Annotated in this window: 17 protein-coding genes and 1 tRNA gene; 7 read left to right on the forward strand and 11 right to left on the reverse strand. The window is 73.7% G+C overall.

What is annotated here, in order from left to right; genetic code table 11:
• Window position 1: 1 nt before the first annotated feature.
• Genes Ani05nite_RS07520 through Ani05nite_RS07535 form a run of 4 tightly spaced genes read right to left on the reverse strand, consistent with a single transcriptional unit; the run spans window position 2 to window position 2,710 of the window.
• The gene (locus Ani05nite_RS07520; RefSeq protein WP_203766297.1) at window positions 2-586 is read right to left on the reverse strand and encodes a DedA family protein; all 585 of its coding nucleotides are present in this window, start codon (window positions 584-586) and stop codon (window positions 2-4) included.
• On the reverse strand, window positions 586-1,362 hold the full coding sequence (locus tag Ani05nite_RS07525) for an MBL fold metallo-hydrolase (RefSeq protein ID WP_203766298.1): 777 nt from the start codon (window positions 1,360-1,362) through the stop codon (window positions 586-588). The genes Ani05nite_RS07520 and Ani05nite_RS07525 overlap by 1 nt, the downstream gene beginning before the upstream one ends.
• Complete coding sequence (locus Ani05nite_RS07530) at window positions 1,359-1,865, reverse strand: DUF1990 domain-containing protein (protein WP_203766299.1); 507 nt, start codon at window positions 1,863-1,865, stop codon at window positions 1,359-1,361. Before Ani05nite_RS07530 ends, Ani05nite_RS07525 begins: the two co-directional genes overlap by 4 nt.
• Window positions 1,866-1,882: 17 nt before the next feature.
• The gene (locus Ani05nite_RS07535; protein ID WP_203766301.1) at window positions 1,883-2,710 is read right to left on the reverse strand and encodes a YndJ family protein; all 828 of its coding nucleotides are present in this window, start codon (window positions 2,708-2,710) and stop codon (window positions 1,883-1,885) included.
• Window positions 2,711-2,792: 82 nt separating this feature from the next.
• Between Ani05nite_RS07535 and Ani05nite_RS07540 the strand changes: the two genes are divergently transcribed.
• From Ani05nite_RS07540 to Ani05nite_RS07555, 4 genes are read left to right on the forward strand one after another with little or no spacing between them, the layout of a single operon-like run.
• Window positions 2,793-3,788, forward strand: a complete 996-nt coding sequence (locus tag Ani05nite_RS07540; RefSeq protein WP_203766302.1) for a diacylglycerol/lipid kinase family protein — start codon at window positions 2,793-2,795, stop codon at window positions 3,786-3,788.
• Window positions 3,785-4,846: a YihY/virulence factor BrkB family protein gene (locus tag Ani05nite_RS07545; RefSeq protein WP_203766303.1), complete on the forward strand. Its 1,062-nt coding sequence runs from the start codon at window positions 3,785-3,787 to the stop codon at window positions 4,844-4,846. Before Ani05nite_RS07540 ends, Ani05nite_RS07545 begins: the two co-directional genes overlap by 4 nt.
• 46 nt (window positions 4,847-4,892) lie before the next feature.
• Window positions 4,893-6,449, forward strand: coding sequence for a phosphatase PAP2 family protein (locus Ani05nite_RS07550; protein WP_203766304.1), 1,557 nt, complete (start codon window positions 4,893-4,895; stop codon window positions 6,447-6,449).
• Window positions 6,446-7,225 (forward strand): endonuclease/exonuclease/phosphatase family protein, encoded by a 780-nt coding sequence (locus tag Ani05nite_RS07555; RefSeq protein WP_203766305.1) that lies wholly within the window; start codon window positions 6,446-6,448, stop codon window positions 7,223-7,225. The genes Ani05nite_RS07550 and Ani05nite_RS07555 overlap by 4 nt, the downstream gene beginning before the upstream one ends.
• Here Ani05nite_RS07555 and Ani05nite_RS07560 read toward each other — a convergent pair.
• Together Ani05nite_RS07560 and Ani05nite_RS07565 are read right to left on the reverse strand one after the other, a co-directional pair.
• Window positions 7,220-8,806, reverse strand: a complete 1,587-nt coding sequence (locus tag Ani05nite_RS07560; protein ID WP_203766306.1) for a GGDEF domain-containing protein — start codon at window positions 8,804-8,806, stop codon at window positions 7,220-7,222. The genes Ani05nite_RS07555 and Ani05nite_RS07560 overlap by 6 nt on opposite strands.
• 104 nt (window positions 8,807-8,910) lie before the next feature.
• Entirely contained in the window at window positions 8,911-10,809 is a 1,899-nt protein-coding gene (locus tag Ani05nite_RS07565; RefSeq protein WP_203766307.1) for a fibronectin type III domain-containing protein, read from the reverse strand.
• A gap of 98 nt (window positions 10,810-10,907) precedes the next feature.
• Between Ani05nite_RS07565 and Ani05nite_RS07570 the strand changes: the two genes are divergently transcribed.
• Window positions 10,908-11,828, forward strand: coding sequence for a hypothetical protein (locus Ani05nite_RS07570; RefSeq protein ID WP_203766308.1), 921 nt, complete (start codon window positions 10,908-10,910; stop codon window positions 11,826-11,828).
• Between the two features lies 1 nt (window position 11,829).
• On the opposite strand, the gene Ani05nite_RS07575 is transcribed toward Ani05nite_RS07570, so the two are convergent.
• The 4 genes from Ani05nite_RS07575 to Ani05nite_RS07590 form a co-directional block, all read right to left on the reverse strand.
• A complete protein-coding gene (locus Ani05nite_RS07575; protein WP_203766309.1) occupies window positions 11,830-12,003 on the reverse strand; it encodes a DUF4236 domain-containing protein in 174 nt (57 codons plus the stop codon).
• 67 nt (window positions 12,004-12,070) lie between these two features.
• A complete protein-coding gene (locus Ani05nite_RS07580; protein WP_203766310.1) occupies window positions 12,071-12,526 on the reverse strand; it encodes an RrF2 family transcriptional regulator in 456 nt (151 codons plus the stop codon).
• A 72-nt stretch (window positions 12,527-12,598) separates the two neighbouring features.
• Window positions 12,599-13,531, reverse strand: a complete 933-nt coding sequence (locus Ani05nite_RS07585; RefSeq protein WP_203766311.1) for an AraC family transcriptional regulator — start codon at window positions 13,529-13,531, stop codon at window positions 12,599-12,601.
• Window positions 13,532-13,771: 240 nt separating this feature from the next.
• A complete protein-coding gene (locus Ani05nite_RS07590; RefSeq protein WP_020514863.1) occupies window positions 13,772-14,203 on the reverse strand; it encodes an SsgA family sporulation/cell division regulator in 432 nt (143 codons plus the stop codon).
• Window positions 14,204-14,520: 317 nt separating this feature from the next.
• Here Ani05nite_RS07590 and Ani05nite_RS07595 point away from each other — a divergent pair, with 317 nt between their 5' ends.
• Together Ani05nite_RS07595 and Ani05nite_RS07600 are read left to right on the forward strand one after the other, a co-directional pair.
• On the forward strand, window positions 14,521-14,934 hold the full coding sequence (locus Ani05nite_RS07595) for a TIGR02611 family protein (RefSeq protein ID WP_203766312.1): 414 nt from the start codon (window positions 14,521-14,523) through the stop codon (window positions 14,932-14,934).
• Between the two features lie 60 nt (window positions 14,935-14,994).
• Window positions 14,995-15,066 (forward strand) — tRNA-Val (locus Ani05nite_RS07600).
• 268 nt (window positions 15,067-15,334) lie between these two features.
• Here Ani05nite_RS07600 and Ani05nite_RS07605 read toward each other — a convergent pair.
• The gene (locus Ani05nite_RS07605) at window positions 15,335-16,432 is read right to left on the reverse strand and encodes a tyrosine-type recombinase/integrase (protein WP_203766313.1); all 1,098 of its coding nucleotides are present in this window, start codon (window positions 16,430-16,432) and stop codon (window positions 15,335-15,337) included.
• Window positions 16,433-16,600: the final 168 nt, after the last annotated feature.

The following is a 16,600-nucleotide window of genomic DNA, read 5'->3' on the forward strand; positions in this document are numbered from 1 at the left end:
TCTAGGCGGTCTCGGCCTCCGGGTCGGCCTGGCGGGCCGCCCGGCGCTTGCTGACCAGGCTGACCACCTGGCTGATGACCAGCACCAGCAGGACCGCCGCGACCACGCCCTCCCAGGGCCGCGGGAAGATCGAACCGCCCACCACCCCGATGCCGGCGTAGACCACCGACCACAGCACGCAGGCCGGCAGGTTGGCCACCACGAAGGTGCGCCAGCTCAGCCCCACGAACGCCGCGGCGAGCAGCACCGGCACCCGGCCGCCGGGCAGCAGCCGGGAGACCAGCAGCACCGGCACCTGGCTGCGCTGCAGGCGGTCCTTCACCGCGCCCAGGTGCTCGCCGTCGCGCAGCCAGCGCAGCCGGCGGGCCAGCTGCTCGCCGCCGGCCCGGCACATCGCGTACATGACCAGGTCGCCCCCGTAGGCCCCGGCCGCGCCGGCGGCGATCGTCAGCACGATGAGCAGGGGATGGGTGTGGAAGGCCAGCGCCGCCGCGCCGCTGACCGCCGCGCCGGTGGGCACGACCGGCACGATGGCGCCGAAGGCGACCACCAGCGCCAGCCAGCCCACGGCTCCCAGCTCGGACATCACGTGGCCGGCTCGAAACTGAGCGTCTCGCCCTGGGCCAGCACCCGGACCAGGGTGTCCGGGGCGGCGACGGCGGCCCGCCGGGCGAACTCGGTGCCCGGGTCGTGGAACATGTGCGCCCGGTACCGGCCCAGCCCGGTCGGCCAGAACGTGCCGTAGTGCACCGGCACCGCCCATGCCGCCTTCACCCGGCGCAGGGCCTCGGCGCCGTCGGCCGGGTCCAGGTGGCCGTGCGGCGCGAGGGTGGGGCCCCAGCCGCCGACCGGCACCAGCGCCAGGTCCAGCGGGCCCAGCGACGACATGCCGTCGAAGAGGCCGGTGTCGCCGCTGTACCAGGTGCGGGCCGCGCCCTCGACCACGAAGCCCATCGCCACCGAGCGCAGCCGGGACCAGGGCCCGCGGCCGCCGTCGTGGGCCGCCGGCACGGCGCGCACGCTGACCGGGCCGACCGTGGTCTCGTCGCCCGGCTCCAGCTCGACACAGCGCCGGCCCCACCCGCGGCCCAGGCTCTTGACCACGAAGTCGGCCGCGCCGCGCGGCAGGATCAGCAGCGGCTCGCCGGGCACGGCGCGCAGCGACGGCAGGTGGAAATGGTCGGCGTGCAGGTGCGACAGCAGCACCGCGTCCGGCGGCCCGGGCAGCTCGGGGCGGCGCCCGGCCATCCGGCGCAGGTGGATGAGCCGGTCGGTGAGCAGCGGGTCGGTGAGCAGCGAGACGCCCGAGTCGGTCAGCCACATGGTGCTGTGCCCCCACCAGGTGACGCTCGTGTCGCTCACGAGCCAACCGTACGGGACCGGGCACAGGCCCGGCGGAGGGCACGACCGCACAGCCGGGCGTACGCGTGCTGGGCCAGCACCGCGACCGGGCCGCCCAGCCGCATCGGCAGCCGGGCCGGGACGCTGAACGCGGTCACCGCGAACCAGACCCGCCCCCGCTCGTCGCGTTCGACGGTGAAGGCCTCCTCGCCGCGCGCCTGGTGGCCGGGCAGTGTGCCGTAGCCGAAGCCGGCCCGGTCGTCGTCCTCCGCGGTCCACACCACCTCGCAGGGCACGGTCAGCGGGCCCAGCCCGACGGTGACGCGGACGCCGGGCGCGGCCCGGTCGGCCGTCGCACGGATCCGGGCCCCGGTCCCGCGGTGCATGCCGAAGGTGAGGATGGCGTCCGCCGCGGCGGCGAAGTCGTCCCGGCCCAGCTCCGTGCGGTAGTGCAGGTGCCGGTAGCCCGGGGGCAGCGGCTCGTGCCGGGTCGCGCCGACCTCGGCGTAGCTGAAGTCACTCATGACGTCCCTTCCCTCGATCACAGATATGCCCCGGCGCGGCGCCAGCCCACCATGGCGCAGACCGCGAATCCGAGCGCGTTGGCCACCCCGTGCGTCGCGGCCATCCAGGCCAGCGACGGGTGCGGCAGCCCGGTGGCCTCGCCCAGCGCCCAGCTCACCGCCAGCACCATGGACGCCGCGAGCACGGCCGCCGAGCAGCCCAGCAGCAGCGCGGTGAGGCGGTCCGGGGCGGTGCGGGCGTACCGCCAGGTGAGCCAGCCCACGGTCCACATGCCCGCGGTGAGCACCAGGGCCCCGGCCAGCTCGACCGCCTCGGCGGTGAAGTAGCCGAGCAGCACCAGCAGCGTGCCGGCGGGCACGGTGAGCGCGGCGGCGTCGGCCGCGACCCGGCCGGCGGGCAGGTGGCCGGCGAGGCGCCCCTGCAGGCCGGCGATGAGCGCGGCGGCGAACCCGGCGAAGTGGAAGTGGGCCACGGTCAGGGCCAGGATGCCCAGCTCGAAGCCGAACAGCTGGTAGCCGGCGCGCTCGGCGACCAGCGCGCTCGCCGCGACGGCCGGGCTGATCAGGGCGGTCAGCACGGCGGCCTCGACGGGCCACTCGCGGCGGGGACGGACGGGACGGCTGACCGCGTACGCGCACAGCACGGCCGCCGCGCACGCATAGACCGTGGCCAGTCCGGTGGCCGCCGTCCCCCGGGGCAGCCACAGGCTCACCGCGCCGGCGACCGCGCCGACCGGCCAGCAGCGCCGGGCGAGCGCCACCGCCGGGTCGCCGATCAGCCGCAGCCCGGCCGGCACGACCACCAGCATGCCGACGGTGACGAGCAGATTGACGAGCACCCGCACGATCCTCACCCCGATCCCGGTAATTGAACGTGTTCAAGTAACGATTTCACTCTAACGCACCCGCACCCGGGTCGCCGTTGTGATGTGTCTCCTGCACACTGGCGCCGTGACTGGACCCCGCTCCGCCGTGATCTACAACCCCGTCAAGGTCGACGACCTCGACCTGCTGCGCCGCATCGTCGGCGAAGGTGTCGCGAGTGTCGGCTGGCCCGAGCCCACCTGGCTGGAGACCACCGAGGAGGACGCCGGCCGCGGCCAGGCCGCCCGGGCCGTCCGGGACGGCGCCGAGCTGGTGTTCGTCTGCGGCGGCGACGGCACGGTGATGGCCGTGGTGACCGCCCTCGCCGGCACGGACGTCGCCCTGGCAGTGCTGCCCGCCGGCACCGGCAACCTGCTCGCCGCGAACCTCGGCCTCGGCACGGACGCCGCCACCGGCGTGCAGGTCGCCATCGAGGGCGGCCGCAAGCGCATCGACGTCGGTGCGGTCGGCGACCAGTGCTTCGCGGTGATGGCCGGCATGGGCTTCGACGCGCAGATGCTCGAGGGCACCTCGGAGAAGGCGAAGAAGCACATCGGCTGGCTGGCGTACGTCGGCGGCGCCGCCAAGCACCTGCGGGACCGCCCGATGCGGGTGCGCATCGTCATCGACGGCGGCGCGCCCATGCCCCGGCGCCCCCGCTCGGTCATCGTCGGCAACGTGGGCCGGCTGCAGGGCGGTGTCCGGCTGCTCACCGAGGCCCAGCCGGACGACGGCAAGCTCGACGTCGCCGTGCTCAGCCCGCGGAGCCTGCGGCACTGGGCCGAGCTGGGCTGGGCCGTGGTGCGGCGGCGCAAGAGCGTGCCGCTGATGGAGACCTACGCCGCCGAGCGGGTGGAGATCTACAGCAGCCGCGCGCAGCCGCGGCAGCTCGACGGCGACCTGATCGACCCGGGCAAGACCATGAAGATCCAGATCCGGCGCAAGGCGCTGCTGCTGTGCGTGCCGCAGCCCGCCGGCGACCCCGACCTGGCGTACGACAGCAGCGCGGCGCGGCGGGCCGCGGAGGAGGTGCGCGCCGCGGCCGAGAAGAAGGCATGAGCAGCACGGAACCGGTCCCCGAGACCAGGATGATGTCCGGCGACGAGCTGTCGGCCGACGACGCCTTCCTGGCCCTGCGCCACTACGGACGGTGGCCGCTGGTGCGGGACGCGTTCGTCCGATTCCGCTACGGCGACGGCTTCAGTCACTCGCGGGCCCTGGCGCTGCAGCTCTGCCTGGCCATCGTGCCGTTCCTGATCGCGCTGTCCGGCCTGGCCACCGACCTCGGGGTCGAGGAGGGCGGGCAGGTCGTAGCCGACACCGTCATCGCCCTGACCCCGGGGGCCAGCGAGCCGCTGGTCACGGAGCTGCTCGAGGACGACGAGCGCACCGAGGACGCCGGTGAGCTGGCCCTGGCGCTGGGCCTGATCACCGGCTTGTTCGCGCTCACCACCGGCATGGCGCAGATCGAGCGCGGCGCCAACCGCATCTACGGCGTCGAGCGCGACCGCCCGGCCCTGGCCAAGTACCTGCGCGCGGTGGTGCTGGCGGTGATCGCCGGCCTGCCCGCCCTGTTCGGCTTCCTGCTGCTGGTCGCCGGGGACAAGGCGGGCAAGTCGCTGGGCCGCCAGTTCGACTGGGGTGAGGGCGCGATGACGACGTGGAACCTGGTCCGCTGGCCGCTGAGCCTGCTGCTGATCGTCTTCGCGGTGGGCCTGCTGTTCCGGCACTCGCCGCGGCGCAACCAGCCCGCCCTGAGCTGGCTGCTGGTCGGCGCGGCGCTGTCCACGGTCCTGTGGTGGGCCGCCAGCCTGCTGCTGGCCGGCTACGTCCGGGTCAGCGACGGCTTCGGCGCCACCTACGGCCCGCTCACCGCGATCATGGCGCTGCTGCTGTGGGCCAACCTCACCGGCATCTCGCTGTTCTTCGGGCTGTCCTTCGCGGCGCAGTTGGAGGCGCAGCGCGTGGGGGTGGTCCGTCCCGCCCAGCACGATCACTGGGAACCGGGCCCGGGCGCGGACCTGAAGGACTTCGATCCGCCGGCGGAGGCCGGGACCGCCGACGGCGAGCTGCCCCACCCGCGCGACGCCGGTGTGAGCGCCGAGACGAACGGGTAAGTCCCGCGCACCACCGCGCTGAACCCCGATCGAGCAGGAGCCGACGATGTCCACCGACGAAGGCAGGATCCACAAGAGGGTCGGCTGGGCGCCGTTGCGGCACTTCACCGAGCGCAGCGTCCTCGGCCTGCTGGCGGTCATCGCGGTCGGGCTCGGCTTCGGCCTGCTCCTGCTGCTGGTCCGGCTGCGCTGGGGCCCGCTGCAGAGCCTCGACCGGGGCGTCGCCGAGTGGCTGAACGGGCTGGTCGCGCCGCACCCGCCGGTCGTCAAGGTGCTGGAGGCGGTGACCGACGCCGGCGGCCGGCCGGTGCTGATGTGGCTCATCTCCGTCGCCGTCCTGCTGCTGCTGATCCGCCGGCGCACCCGCCTGGCCGTCTACCTGGTCGTCACCGGCGTCGGCGCGCTGCTGCTCGACCCGTCGCTCAAGACGCTGGTCGGCCGGCTGCGCCCGGTGGTCGACGTGCCGGTGGCGGCCGCGCCGGGCAACAGCTTCCCGAGCGGGCACGCGCTGGGGTCGTTCGTCGCGTACGGGGCGCTGCTGCTGGTGTTCCTGCCGGCCGTGGCGCCGCGCTGGCGCAAGCCGGTGATCGCCCTGGTCGCCGCGATCGTCGCGGTCGTCGGCGTCACCCGGATGGCGCTGGGCGTGCACTTCCTCTCCGACGTGCTGGCCGGCTGGCTGCTCGGCGCCGCCTGGCTCGGCGTGACCGCGTACGCGTTCCGGGTCTGGCGCCGCGAGGTGGGCCAGCCCGTGCCCGCGCTGGAGGAGGGCCTCGAGCCGGAGGCGGCGCGCGACGTCACCCCGGCCCCGGACGAGGAGAAGCTGCTGCCGCACCCGTGGGCCGGCGCGGCCGAGCTGATCGTCGGCTGGGTCTTCATCTTCGGCGTGCTGTACGTGCTGGGCTGGGCCGTCACCAACCACACCGAGGGCACCTGGATCCACTCCGCCGACGTGGGTTTCGACCGGTGGCTGCAGACCTTCCGCACCCCGGCGCTGGACGACCTCAGCTACGGCTGGAGCAAGGCCGGCGACACCCACATGATCCTGCTGGTCTCGCTGATCTTCTGCCCGCTGGTGCTGGCCCTGTGGCGGCGCTGGCGCCCGGTGCTGTTCGTGGTGCTGGCCATGTTCGGCGAGCTGAGCCTGTTCCTCACCGCCGCCGCGGCGGTGGGCCGGCCCCGCCCGCCGGTCGAGCAGCTCGACGGCCAGATGCCCACCTCGTCCTTCCCGTCCGGGCACATCGCCGCGACCATGTGCCTCTACGCCGCCATCGCGATCCTGCTCGTGCCGCGGATCCGGGCCTGGTGGCGGTGGGTCTTCGTGGCCCTCGCGGTGATCATGCCGGCCGGCGTGGCCCTGTCCCGGATGTACCGCGGCATGCACCACCCGACCGACTTCCTCGGCTCGGCCGTGCTGGCCGCCTGCTGGCTGACCCTGCTCTGGTACGTGCTGCGGCCCAACGCCGACGTGGGCGAGGGCAACCGGGCCGACGCCGGCGAGCTCGGCGAGAGCGACGCCCACCGCGACCTGACCGAGACGACGCGGCCCCGCGAGACCGCGCCCGTGGCCGCCGGACCCGCGGGCCCGGCCGAGGCGGTGCGGTGACGGTCCGGTTCCTGACCTGGAACATCCGCACCGGGGGCAGCGGGGGTCGGCTGGACGCCGCAGTCACGCTGCTGCGCCGCGAGCAGCCGGACCTGCTCGCGCTGCAGGAGCTACGCGGGTTCCCCGGCCGGCGGATGGCCCAGGTGGCCGGGGCGCTGGGCATGACGCCGTTCCTGGCCCGCTCGGTGTTCGGGCAGAGCGTCGCGGTGCTGGTGCGCCCGCCGCTGCGCATCGTCGGCTGGTCCGGGGTGCGGTGGCGGCTGCACCACGCCGCCGCGGCCGTCCGGGTGCCCACCACCGCCGGGCAGCTCACCGTGGTCAGCACCCACCTCAACGCGCTGTCGCCGTACCGGCGGCTGCGGGAGGCGCGCTTCCTCGCCGCGCGCCACCGGCCCGCCAAGGGGCCCGTGCTGCTCGCCGGCGATCTCAACTCGCTGGACCCGGGCACCGACCACACCGCACGGCTGGCCGCGCTCGGCGGGCCGTACCGGCGGCGGCACCTGGCCGCGGACGGCACGGTCGACACCCGCGCGATCGCGGCGTTCACCGCGGCCGGTTTCGTGGACGTGTGGCCGGCGGCCGGCACGGGCGACAGCCACACGGTGCCGACCACCCGCGGCGGCGGCCCCGAGTTCTCGCCGGCCGGGATGCGGCTCGACTACCTGCTGGCCAGCCCGCCGGTGGCCGCCCGGGCCAGCCGCGCCCGGGTGGTGCGGGGCGCCGAGGCCGAGTACGCCTCCGACCACTACCCGCTCGCGGTGGAGCTCGACCTATAGGTCGGCCACCACGCGGTCGCGGCCCTCGCGCTTGGCCACGTACAGGTTGCGGTCGGCCAGCGACATCAGCGACGACGGGGTGGCCCGGCCCTGCGCCGCGGTCGTCACGCCGATGCTGGTGGTGACCGGCAGCGTGCCGGTCAGCGGCTCCCAGGTGTGCGCCCGGATCCGCAGCCGCAGCCGCTCGCAGCGCTCGGCCGCCTCCTCGGCGGCCAGGCCGGGCATCACCAGCAGGAACTCCTCGCCGCCGATCCGCGCGGCGATCATCGGCCCGCTCACCGCGTCGGTCAGCAGCCGGGAGACCTCCTGCAGCACGGTGTCGCCGGTGCTGTGCGACAGCGTGTCGTTGATCCGCTTGAAGTGGTCCAGGTCCAGGATCGCCAGCGACAGCGGGGTGCGCTGGGCGACCGCCTCGCTGAGCAGGGCGGGCAGGCGCTCGTTGACGTAACGCCGGTTCCACAGGCCGGTCAGCGCGTCGCGGTGGGCCATCTCCCGGAAGTGCTCGCTGGCCCGGCGCGCCTCGGTCGCCTCGAAGACGGCCTGCAGCGCCCGCGCCTGCGCCTCGCGTTGCATCGAGTGCAGGGCGTTCGCCGCGGCGTAGAAGGCCCGGTGCTCCTGGTACGCCTCCTGGTAGCGACCCGTGGCGGCGAACAGGGCCGCCTGCTCCTCGCGGGCCTGTGCCCGTACCCGGTCCAGCCCGCGCTCCTCGGCCAGCGCCGCCGCGGCGTCCAGGGCCTCCTGCGCGGCCGCGTAGCGACGATCGAGCCGGCGCGCCTCCGCGAGCGTGAGCAGGCAGACGGCCGGGGCGTCGCCCTCGTGGTTGAGCACGGCCGAGGCCGAGTCGTCGAGGATGACGTGCAGCGTCTCCTCGACGGCGGCGTAGTTGCCGCTCATCATCTCGATCCGGGCGATCGTGTCCAGCTCCAGCGAGCCGAACGGGCGCCCGCAGCGGGCCTGGACCACGCGCAGGTGCCGCACCAGCTCCCGGGCGCCGTCCTCGTCGTCGCGCTCGAAGGCCGTGTAGGCCATGTTGTTCAGGATGTTCATGGCCAGCTCGTGGTCGCCGATGGCGGCCGCGATGGTGAGCGCCTCCCGGAAGCGGCGGTCGCCCTCCTCGGTCGAGCCGCTCTCGTCCAGCGCCACGGCCAGCGTCATCAGGTGCCGGGCCCGGATGGTCTGCGGCTCGTCGTCGCTCAGGTTGGCGAAGCCCTGCACGGCGTGGCTGAGCCCCTCGGAGAGGTCGCCGATCTGCCGGTAGAAGATGGACAGCATCCGGTGCGCGCGGGCCAGCAGGAACGGGTGGTCGTGCTCCTGGGCCCAGGCCAGCACCTGGTGCACCCGCTGGCCGCCCTGCTCGGAGCGGCCCTCGCGAACCAGCGCGGTGGCCCGCAGCAGCCGCGCCCGCATGACGAGGTCTTCCGCGCCCAGCCGCTCGGCGCGCTCCTCGATCGTCGCCGCGCGCGTCGCCACGAACCGGAACTGGGTCTGTGGGCGACTGTCGAGCTCCACCAGGGCCGCCTCGAGCGCCGTCCGCTCGTCGACGACCACGGCGCCGGCCGTCTCTGCCGCCTCCGTCGTCACTCGCGCTCCCGTTTTCCCGGTGGGGCCCCGGTGGGTCCTCGGCAACCGTTGCGATCGGGCGCGCGCGGTGATTGCTGAGGTATCACCGGGTTGCGAATGGGTTGCTACCGCTTGGTGCACACGGCGTCGGAGGCCGCGACCCGGTCGACGGTGTAGACGACCGCCACCGAGAAGCAGTAGTTGTTCTGCCGGTTGAGCCCGTAGACCACGTAGTCGGTGGTGCCGGCGGGCAGCTGCTGGAACGCCCGCTGCTCCTGTCCGGCCCGACCGCCGGAGATCAGCACCGGGCCCTCCGAGCCCTTCGGATACTTCCAGGTCAGCAACACGCTGTCCCGGTTGTCCCGCAGGGTGACGCCGGCCGGGGCGACGGCGGTGCTGGTGGGCCGGGCGGACGGGGAGGCGGCGGGCGGCGCGGCGGAGGCCGCCGCGGAGGGCGCGGCGGTGGCGTCGGCCGCCGGGGACGCTGCCGGATCGTCGCGCGGCCACGTCACGACCACCACCGCGGCGGCCGCGGCGATCCCGGCCACGAGCACGGCGGCCAGCGCGAGCGGGTGCCGGGTGGAGTGCCGCTCCGGCTGGTCCACCGGTACGGGCAGACGACGGTCGGCGGCGGGCGCGGCGAGCTCGTCCACCGGCAGCCGCGGGCCGGGCGGATAGGTGCCCGGCGGGTGCGCGACCGGCGGGAACGACTCGGGGGGCCAGGGTCCGGGCGGCGACTCCCCGGCCCGTTCCCGGGGTGGCTCCACGGCCGGCTGGTAGGCCGGCCGGGCCGGGGCCGCCATCGCCGGGAGCGGGGCGGGCTCCGGCCAGGGCTGCTGGACCGGCACCGGCGGGGGCGGGCCGGACCAGGCGCCCGGGGCCGGTTCGGCCGGCGCCTCGGGGTACGCGACGGGGGACTGCGGCTGGTTCTCGTGGTAGTCCACCGGCTGGCCGGAGGGGGACGCTGTCCAGGCGTGGGGAGCCGGGGTATCGCGCGTCGCGACCGCGGCGGCCGGTGGCGCCTCGGCCGCCGGGGGGAGGGGCATGTCGACCGGCCCGGGCGGCGGCTGCGCGGGCTCGGGGGAGTCCAGCGGCAGGGCAACGAAGGGCTCGGGGCGGGCGTGCCGGCCGGTCGGTTCGTCCGGGGCCGGGGACCCGGGCCGTACCGGATAGACCCCGGGCGCCGTTTCCGGCACCCGGACGGCGGCCACCGCCGGCCCGCCTGCCGCCGGGTCGTTCGGTGCCGGGGCGCTTCCCGCCGGGACGTCCGCTGCCGGGGTGTCCGCTGCCGGGGTGTCCGGGGCGGGGCCCGTCGAGCGCTGCACCCGCCCGCACACGTGCCGGCCCGACGCCTCCGCCCCGGCCAGCCGGGCGACCTGCCGGCCCAGGGGGTGGTCGGGCGGCAGGTGGCGGGCGCACAGCTCCTGGACCTGGCGGAAGTGGCGCAGCGCGTCGCCGGTGTGGCCGCACTCGCGTTCCATCGCGGCCAGCCGGGCCAGCATCTTGATGCCCGCCGGAGAGTCCTCACCGTGCGCGTGCCGGTGTCGCGTCCAGGCGTCGGCCAGCCGGTTCCGGGCGGCCGTGCACTGCCCGGCTGCGTGCTCGGCCGTGGCCAGGTCGGCCTCGGCGGCCAGCACCCGCGCGGACAGCGGACCGTCCTGAGCGGCCAGCTCGCCGACCAGGTCGTGGTAGAGCTGGGCCGCCCGGCCGTGGTTGCCGACCCGCTGCAGCACGGCGGCGTGGGTCGCGGCCGCCGCGATGGTGCGCTCGTCGTGCGGGCCGTGCAGGCGTTCCTCCGCGGCGTGGGCGAAGCCGGCCCAGGTGCGGGCGCCGTGCGGGTCGCCGAGCGCGATCAGGATGCGGGCCTGCAGCGCCGCGGCCAGGGCGAGGTCGGCCGAGGCGCGCTGCGGATCGGCGTCGGCCGGGTCCAGCGCGTCGGCGAGCACGTCCCGGGCCCCGGCGAGGTCGCCCGCGGAGGTGAGCGTCTGGGCGTGGGCGGTGAGTTCGGCGAGCGGAGGGGCCACGTGCCTCATAGTGTCTGCTCGGACACCCTCGGTACAAGACCCGGCTTGCGGTGACCCGCTCCCCGCGGCGCGGCCGGGACGCCGTATAACTCGAGGGTATGACCGCCGACAGCGTCGCCGACGTCAAGCGCGAGATCCTCGTCCGCCACCTGGAGGCGTGGGCGCCCGCCGCGCTGCACCGGGCCCGCCGCGCCACCTATGTGCACGGCTACGCCGATGCCGGGCCCGAGCTCGCGCAGGCCGCGCTGCGGGTGTTCGTCGAGCAGTCCGACCTGGTCCGGGGGCGGGAGTTGACCATGGTCGCGCTGGGCGAGGACGTCGCCGCGGTGGCGGCCCGGCTGGACGACGTGCAGCGGGAGGCCGGCGCCGGGGCGGGGCTGACCGTCCACGCCGTACCGGGGGGCACCGACGCGCGGGTCGCGGTGGCGCTCAAGGCGGTCGGGGCGGGGCGCGTACCGCTGCTGGCTTTTCTGGACGCGACCGCTGCCGGCGTCGCGCCGCGGCCCGAGACCGTCGCGGCGCTGACCGCGGGCAAGCCCGCGGAGGCGGTGATCGTGGTCCCGGCCGTGGGCTTCGCGGCCGACGACTATCGCGCCGAGCTCCGGGTGGCCGGCTTTCCGCTGGTCGCCGCGGTGGAGCTGGCCGTCGGCGAGGAGCCGGGGGAGGTGCTGCTCTTCGCCACGCAGTCGGGCCGGAACCTGGAGGGCTTCAAGGACGCGCTGTGGGCGGTCGACGAGTACGCGGGGGTGCGTTATCGCGATCCGGGCGACCCGGAGCGGCACCTCATCGACATCTCGCTGAGCCCGCACCCCGGACCGTTGCGCCGGGAACTGCTGGCGCACCTCGCCGAGGTGGGCGAGGCGACGGTGACCGAGCTGCGGACCTTCGCGCTGACCGAGACGGTCTACCGGGCCGCCGACGCGACCCGGGTGTTGCAGGCCCTGCTGACCGCCGGATCGGTGACCCGGCGGCCGGAGCACGGGCGGCTCGGCGGCGACGTGGTGATCGCCGCGGCCTGAGTCAGGACTTGTCCTGCTTCCACGACAGCGGGCCGGGCAGGTCCACGCGGTGGGCCTTGGCCTTGGAGTTCCAGGACCAGCGCCCGATCTTGATGGACCAGGACGAGAATCCGCGCTGCGTGAAGTTCAGGATCAGCGGTCCGAACTTCTTGCGACTGCGGTACTGAATGCCCATCGGGGGAGTCCTTCCATTGCGGAGCCAGGTGGCCGCAAGATTCCCGATGGTGGATTTCCGCAAACTTCTACCGCGGCTGCCAGGCGTCCGGCCGGGTGGTGAGCTTGCGGACGTGGGCCGGCATGCGGCCGCTGATCAGCTCGGCCAGGCTGACCTCGTCGACCACCTCGCGCACCGCCGAGCGCACGGCGACCCAGAGATTGGGCAGGTTCTCCGCCGCGCCGGAATACTGGGTCTCCTCCGGGCGCAGGCCGCGGACCCCGGCCAGCGGACCGTCGACGGCCCGCAGGACCTGGCCGATCGTCACGTCCCGGGGACTCTGTGACAGCGTGTAGCCGCCTTCGGCACCGCGTTGGGCTCGGACCACCCCGGCGCGGCGCAGGTCGGCCAGCACGGCCTCGAGGAACTTCCGAGGCATGTTCTGGTCCTGGGCAATGGCCTGGGCGGACATCAGGGCCGGGTAGGCGTTGGCCAAGCTCAGCGCCGCCCGTACCGCGTAGTCGCCGCGCGCGGAGATCTGCACTCCTCCATCATGCCGCGTCCGCGCCCGAGACCCTCGCGCACCCCGGGAATTATGGGTATTCGGGCATCACAATCAGTCAGCGGCCAGTCGCTGAACCGGCACCCGGGCGCCGATGTCGGCCACGTCGTCGGCGACCTGGGCGGGCATCGCGGTTGCCGTGCCGGCCCGGAACGCGCCCGGGCTCATCCCGGCCTCGCGGTGGAAGAAGCGCCCGAAGTTCGTCGGCTCGCCGAAGCCGAGCCGGCGGCCGATCTCCGCCACTGACAGGTTGGTGCAGGCCAGCAGCCGGCGCGCCTCCAGGGCCACCCGGTCGTCCACGACCTGTTTGGCGGTGCGGCCGGTGACCGCGAGGCAGGCCCGGGTCAGGGTGCGCACCGAGCAGCCGAGCCGGGCGGCGTAGTCCTCGACCCGCCGGCTGTGCGGGTGGCCGGCCTCCAGGTCGCGGCGGAACCGGGCGAAGGTGCGGCTCTCGGCGCTGGTAGTGGCGGTGCGCCGGTCGCCGCCGGCGCCGAGCAGGGCGATCCGCAGCAGCAGGACGGCGAGCTGGTGGCGCAGCAGCGCGGCGGCCACCGCGCCCGAGGTGTGCCGGGAGCAGTCGACCCCGAGCTGGGCCACCTCGGTGATCACCGCGTCCTCGTCCTCGCCGGCCAGCTGCCAGCGGTGCGGCCCGGGCAGGTCGTCGACCGGTACGCCGGAGACGTCGGCGGCCGAGAGCAGCTCCCGGTCCCAGAAGACCAGGGTGGCGTCCAGCCCCGGCTCGATACCGAAGCGCACCGCCTGCCCGGGCCGGATCCACAGCAGGGTGCCGGGGCGGCACCGGTGCAGGCTGAAGTCGATCTCGACGGTGCCGTGCCCGGCCGTGGTGAGCGCCAGCAGGTGGTACGGCAGCCGGCGCGGCGCCGGCTGCGGCGTCGCCAGGTCGGTCTCGGGCAGCGTGCAGGTGCCCACGCCCGCCCAGTTCGGGGCGGGTGCGGAGCGGCTTAGGCGCGCGGCGGAGGTGACCATCGAGCCGACCGTAGCGGGCCGTGACCAGCGATGCACGCGAGGGACGCGGCGCCGGTCGATATCGCCGTGACGACTGCGAAAACATGGGTCAAATCAGACATAAAGGTGTCGGTCGGCGCCATTCGCTTTACGCCCGAGATTCGGCTTTAAGTGATCGTCTGTCCGTTTCCTCGGGGCAGGGAAAAGGCGACCCGCGCGGACCGGCAGTGTCCGCGCGGGTCGCCCCGGTATTTCCTGTCGCTATCGACCGGCCAGCAGCCGGTTGACCGCAGCATCCACGTCCAGATGCTCGGACTCCCGGCCGCGCGGCACCACCACGTAGGTGCGCCGCAGGAACCGGACCAGGACACTGCGCGGTACTTCGAACAGTGCGTTGCCGTCTGGCGACGACAGCGCGAGGGCCACGAAGTCGCCCCGCGGTGTGGCCCACGGCCACACCCGGACGTCCCCGATTCCCGCCGGCTCATCGAGCCCGGTGACGAGCAGTTCCCGCGCGAAGGACCAGCTAACGGCTTCCCCACCGGCTGATTCCGCGTGGAACAACACGTGCACCGCGTACGGGTCGGCTGGGTCGTACCGCAGACTGGCGCGCACGGGCAGAGCCGTGGCATCTGGCGCTACGAGCCGCAGCGAGGTTTCGACCTCGACGGTCGTTGGACGAATGGTACTCATGGACGAACTCCCCCCGGCACCGCTGCGAGGCTGGTGAACCCCGCGTTTCCCATACTCAGGTGATCCCTGTCATTACGCTCCGCCATACGCTGATCTCACCCAGTAGTGGGAAGACGGTTCCGATAAGCACTCCGAACGAGGCGTTAAACGGTATCTTGTCCTGTTCTGCCCATGTACTCGGTACCGCCCGGCGACGGGTGGTCCAGCAGTTGACTCACTCCGGTAACGTCCATTCCTCCCGGGTAGTGACGGGGGCGGGGAACACTGGGGGATGAAATGACCGGGAGCCCGCGATCTTTGCCGCGAAAGTGAACCAGATGTCCCAATCCGAGCCCCTGGCCGAGGAACACTCACGTCGGGGGGTGCTGGACCGCATCCGCGCCAACCCGTCCGGCCGGCTCGCGCTCAAGATCGGCGTCGGCGCGCTGGGCGCCGTCGTGGTGGCGGTGGGCATCGTGCTGATCCCGTTCCCCGGCCCCGGCTGGGCGATCGTGATTCTCGGCCTGGCCATCTGGGCGGTCGAGTTCCACTGGGCCCGGCGGCTGCTGCACTTCACCAAGAAGCACGTCCAGAGCTGGACCCACTGGGTGCTGCGGCAGTCGCTGCCGATGCGCGCGCTGATCGGCCTGGTCGGCTTCGCGTTCATCTCCGCGGTGGTCTGGCTGTCGGTCCGGCTCTCCACCGGGGTCGACCTGGCCGCGGTGATCGGCAAGTTCGTCACCGGAGGCTGACGCGCCGGGACCCCAGTTCGCGCCGCGGGGCGGAGGTCCGGTACAGTCTGACTCCGTTGAGGGCGATTAGCTCAGCGGGAGAGCGCTCCGTTCACACCGGAGAGGTCACTGGTTCGATCCCAGTATCGCCCACATGTTTCCGCAGGTCAGGCGACTGTTCGCCGACCAGGCCGTAGAAGGCTCCCGATATTTGGGAGCTTTTCTGCTCCCACGGTAAGGATCGTGGGGCGCGTACGTCGTTACGTCGGGGGTTTCGGGCAGGTCATCTGAGTGGATCGCGGGCAGAGTTTTGTCTGTTCGCAGGCCCTGCGACCTGCGCTGACAGGCCTCGGTCTCCTTCCGGTGGGGCCGGCGCGGCGCCGGACCGGTTGACCGACCGCCGTTTTGGCGCCTGGAGAGGTCACCAGTGGCCGCCGTGGTCGAGCCATCGGGTGTGCAGATGTGCGACCAGTCGGGCGGTCATGGTTGGTGTGGTGTGGGCGTAGACGCCGCGGATGCCGGGGATGGCGTGGCCGAGCCGGTTGGCTTTGGCTGCTTCAGCGATGTTGTCCTCGTCGAGCCAGGTGCGGTGGGTGTGGCGTAGGTCGTGGAAGTGCATACCGGCCACGATGGGCTGCCAGTTCCTTTCGGGGTGGCCGTCGCAGGCTGGGCGCCAGTGGCGGTTGTTGAAATCGGTGCGCCAGAGCCATCGGCCGGTGGGCGCGCAGAAGACGGTGTCGTACGGGTGAGTACGCAGAAGTCGCTCAAGGCCGTCGACCAGGAACGATGGCAGCGCGACGTCACGGACCGCGGCCGGCGTCTTCGGCGCTCCCAGCGTGCGATGGCCGGCAACCTCATGCAGCGCCCCGACCGTCGCCGACACGTGCAACGTGGCCTTGGGGAGGTGGACGTTAGCCCGGGTGAGGGCAAGCAGTTCGCTGATGCGCATGCCGGTGTAGGCGGCGGTGGTCACGAGCGTGCGGGTGACGGTGTCAGGCATGCGGGCCACGATCTGCTGGACTTGGCCAGCGGTGGCGAAGAGCCGCGGCTCCCGTGGGCGGGTGCGCAGGCGGAGCCGGGCGGTCGGGTCGAAGAACATGAGGTGCTCGTCGATGGCCTCGCGCAGCAGCTGGCCGAGCAGGGTGACGATGTGGCGCACGGTGGTGTCGGACAGGCGGGCGGACAACTCACGGGCGAAGGCTTTGACGTCCTGCCTGCTGATGGCATCGACCCTGTGCTCGCCGAAAACGGGCAGGATGTGGCTACGCAGCATGCTGCGGTACCGGGCCATCGTCGAGTCGGCGGCCAGATGCGAGGACAACCACACCTCGGCCCATCCGCTAAGTAGGGGTGCCGGCAGCGGCATGTACCGCTGCCGGGCGGCGCGGGTGGCGTTGTTCAAAAGCGTCGCCTGCGCAGACGCGTCGTCTCGATCGGCATGAGTGCTGTCGGTGACGATGTGACCGGAACGGCGATATCGGACCCGGTAGCAGCCTCCGCGATCTTCCACCCAGGCCATGATTGCCTCCCGACGGCGAACTCTGAGCCTGACCGGGGGACTGGCCGAGGATGATTGTGCGCTGCGGTGTCGCTGGAAGGGGAGCGTTCTGCTCTCGGCGAAGGAGCCTGGGGGATGTCGAACCGCAACAGGTTCCGGCGTCCTCCGGCGCTCGAGTTGGTCCTGGCC

The organism is Actinoplanes nipponensis (assembly GCF_016862275.1).
GTDB classification, from domain to species: domain Bacteria; phylum Actinomycetota; class Actinomycetes; order Mycobacteriales; family Micromonosporaceae; genus Actinoplanes; species Actinoplanes nipponensis.

Coding starts and splice junctions, on each gene's coding strand:
- Ani05nite_RS07520 (WP_203766297.1), bottom strand. CDS start 586: ATGTCCGAGCTGGGAGCCGTGGGCTGGCTGGCGCTGGTGGTCGCCTTC.
- Ani05nite_RS07530 (WP_203766299.1), bottom strand. CDS start 1,865: ATGAGTGACTTCAGCTACGCCGAGGTCGGCGCGACCCGGCACGAGCCG.
- Ani05nite_RS07540 (WP_203766302.1), top strand. CDS start 2,793: ATGTGTCTCCTGCACACTGGCGCCGTGACTGGACCCCGCTCCGCCGTG.
- Ani05nite_RS07545 (WP_203766303.1), top strand. CDS start 3,785: ATGAGCAGCACGGAACCGGTCCCCGAGACCAGGATGATGTCCGGCGAC.
- Ani05nite_RS07550 (WP_203766304.1), top strand. CDS start 4,893: ATGTCCACCGACGAAGGCAGGATCCACAAGAGGGTCGGCTGGGCGCCG.
- Ani05nite_RS07570 (WP_203766308.1), top strand. CDS start 10,908: ATGACCGCCGACAGCGTCGCCGACGTCAAGCGCGAGATCCTCGTCCGC.
- Ani05nite_RS07575 (WP_203766309.1), bottom strand. CDS start 12,003: ATGGGCATTCAGTACCGCAGTCGCAAGAAGTTCGGACCGCTGATCCTG.
- Ani05nite_RS07585 (WP_203766311.1), bottom strand. CDS start 13,531: ATGGTCACCTCCGCCGCGCGCCTAAGCCGCTCCGCACCCGCCCCGAAC.
- Ani05nite_RS07590 (WP_020514863.1), bottom strand. CDS start 14,203: ATGAGTACCATTCGTCCAACGACCGTCGAGGTCGAAACCTCGCTGCGG.
- Ani05nite_RS07595 (WP_203766312.1), top strand. CDS start 14,521: ATGTCCCAATCCGAGCCCCTGGCCGAGGAACACTCACGTCGGGGGGTG.
- Ani05nite_RS07605 (WP_203766313.1), bottom strand. CDS start 16,432: ATGGCCTGGGTGGAAGATCGCGGAGGCTGCTACCGGGTCCGATATCGC.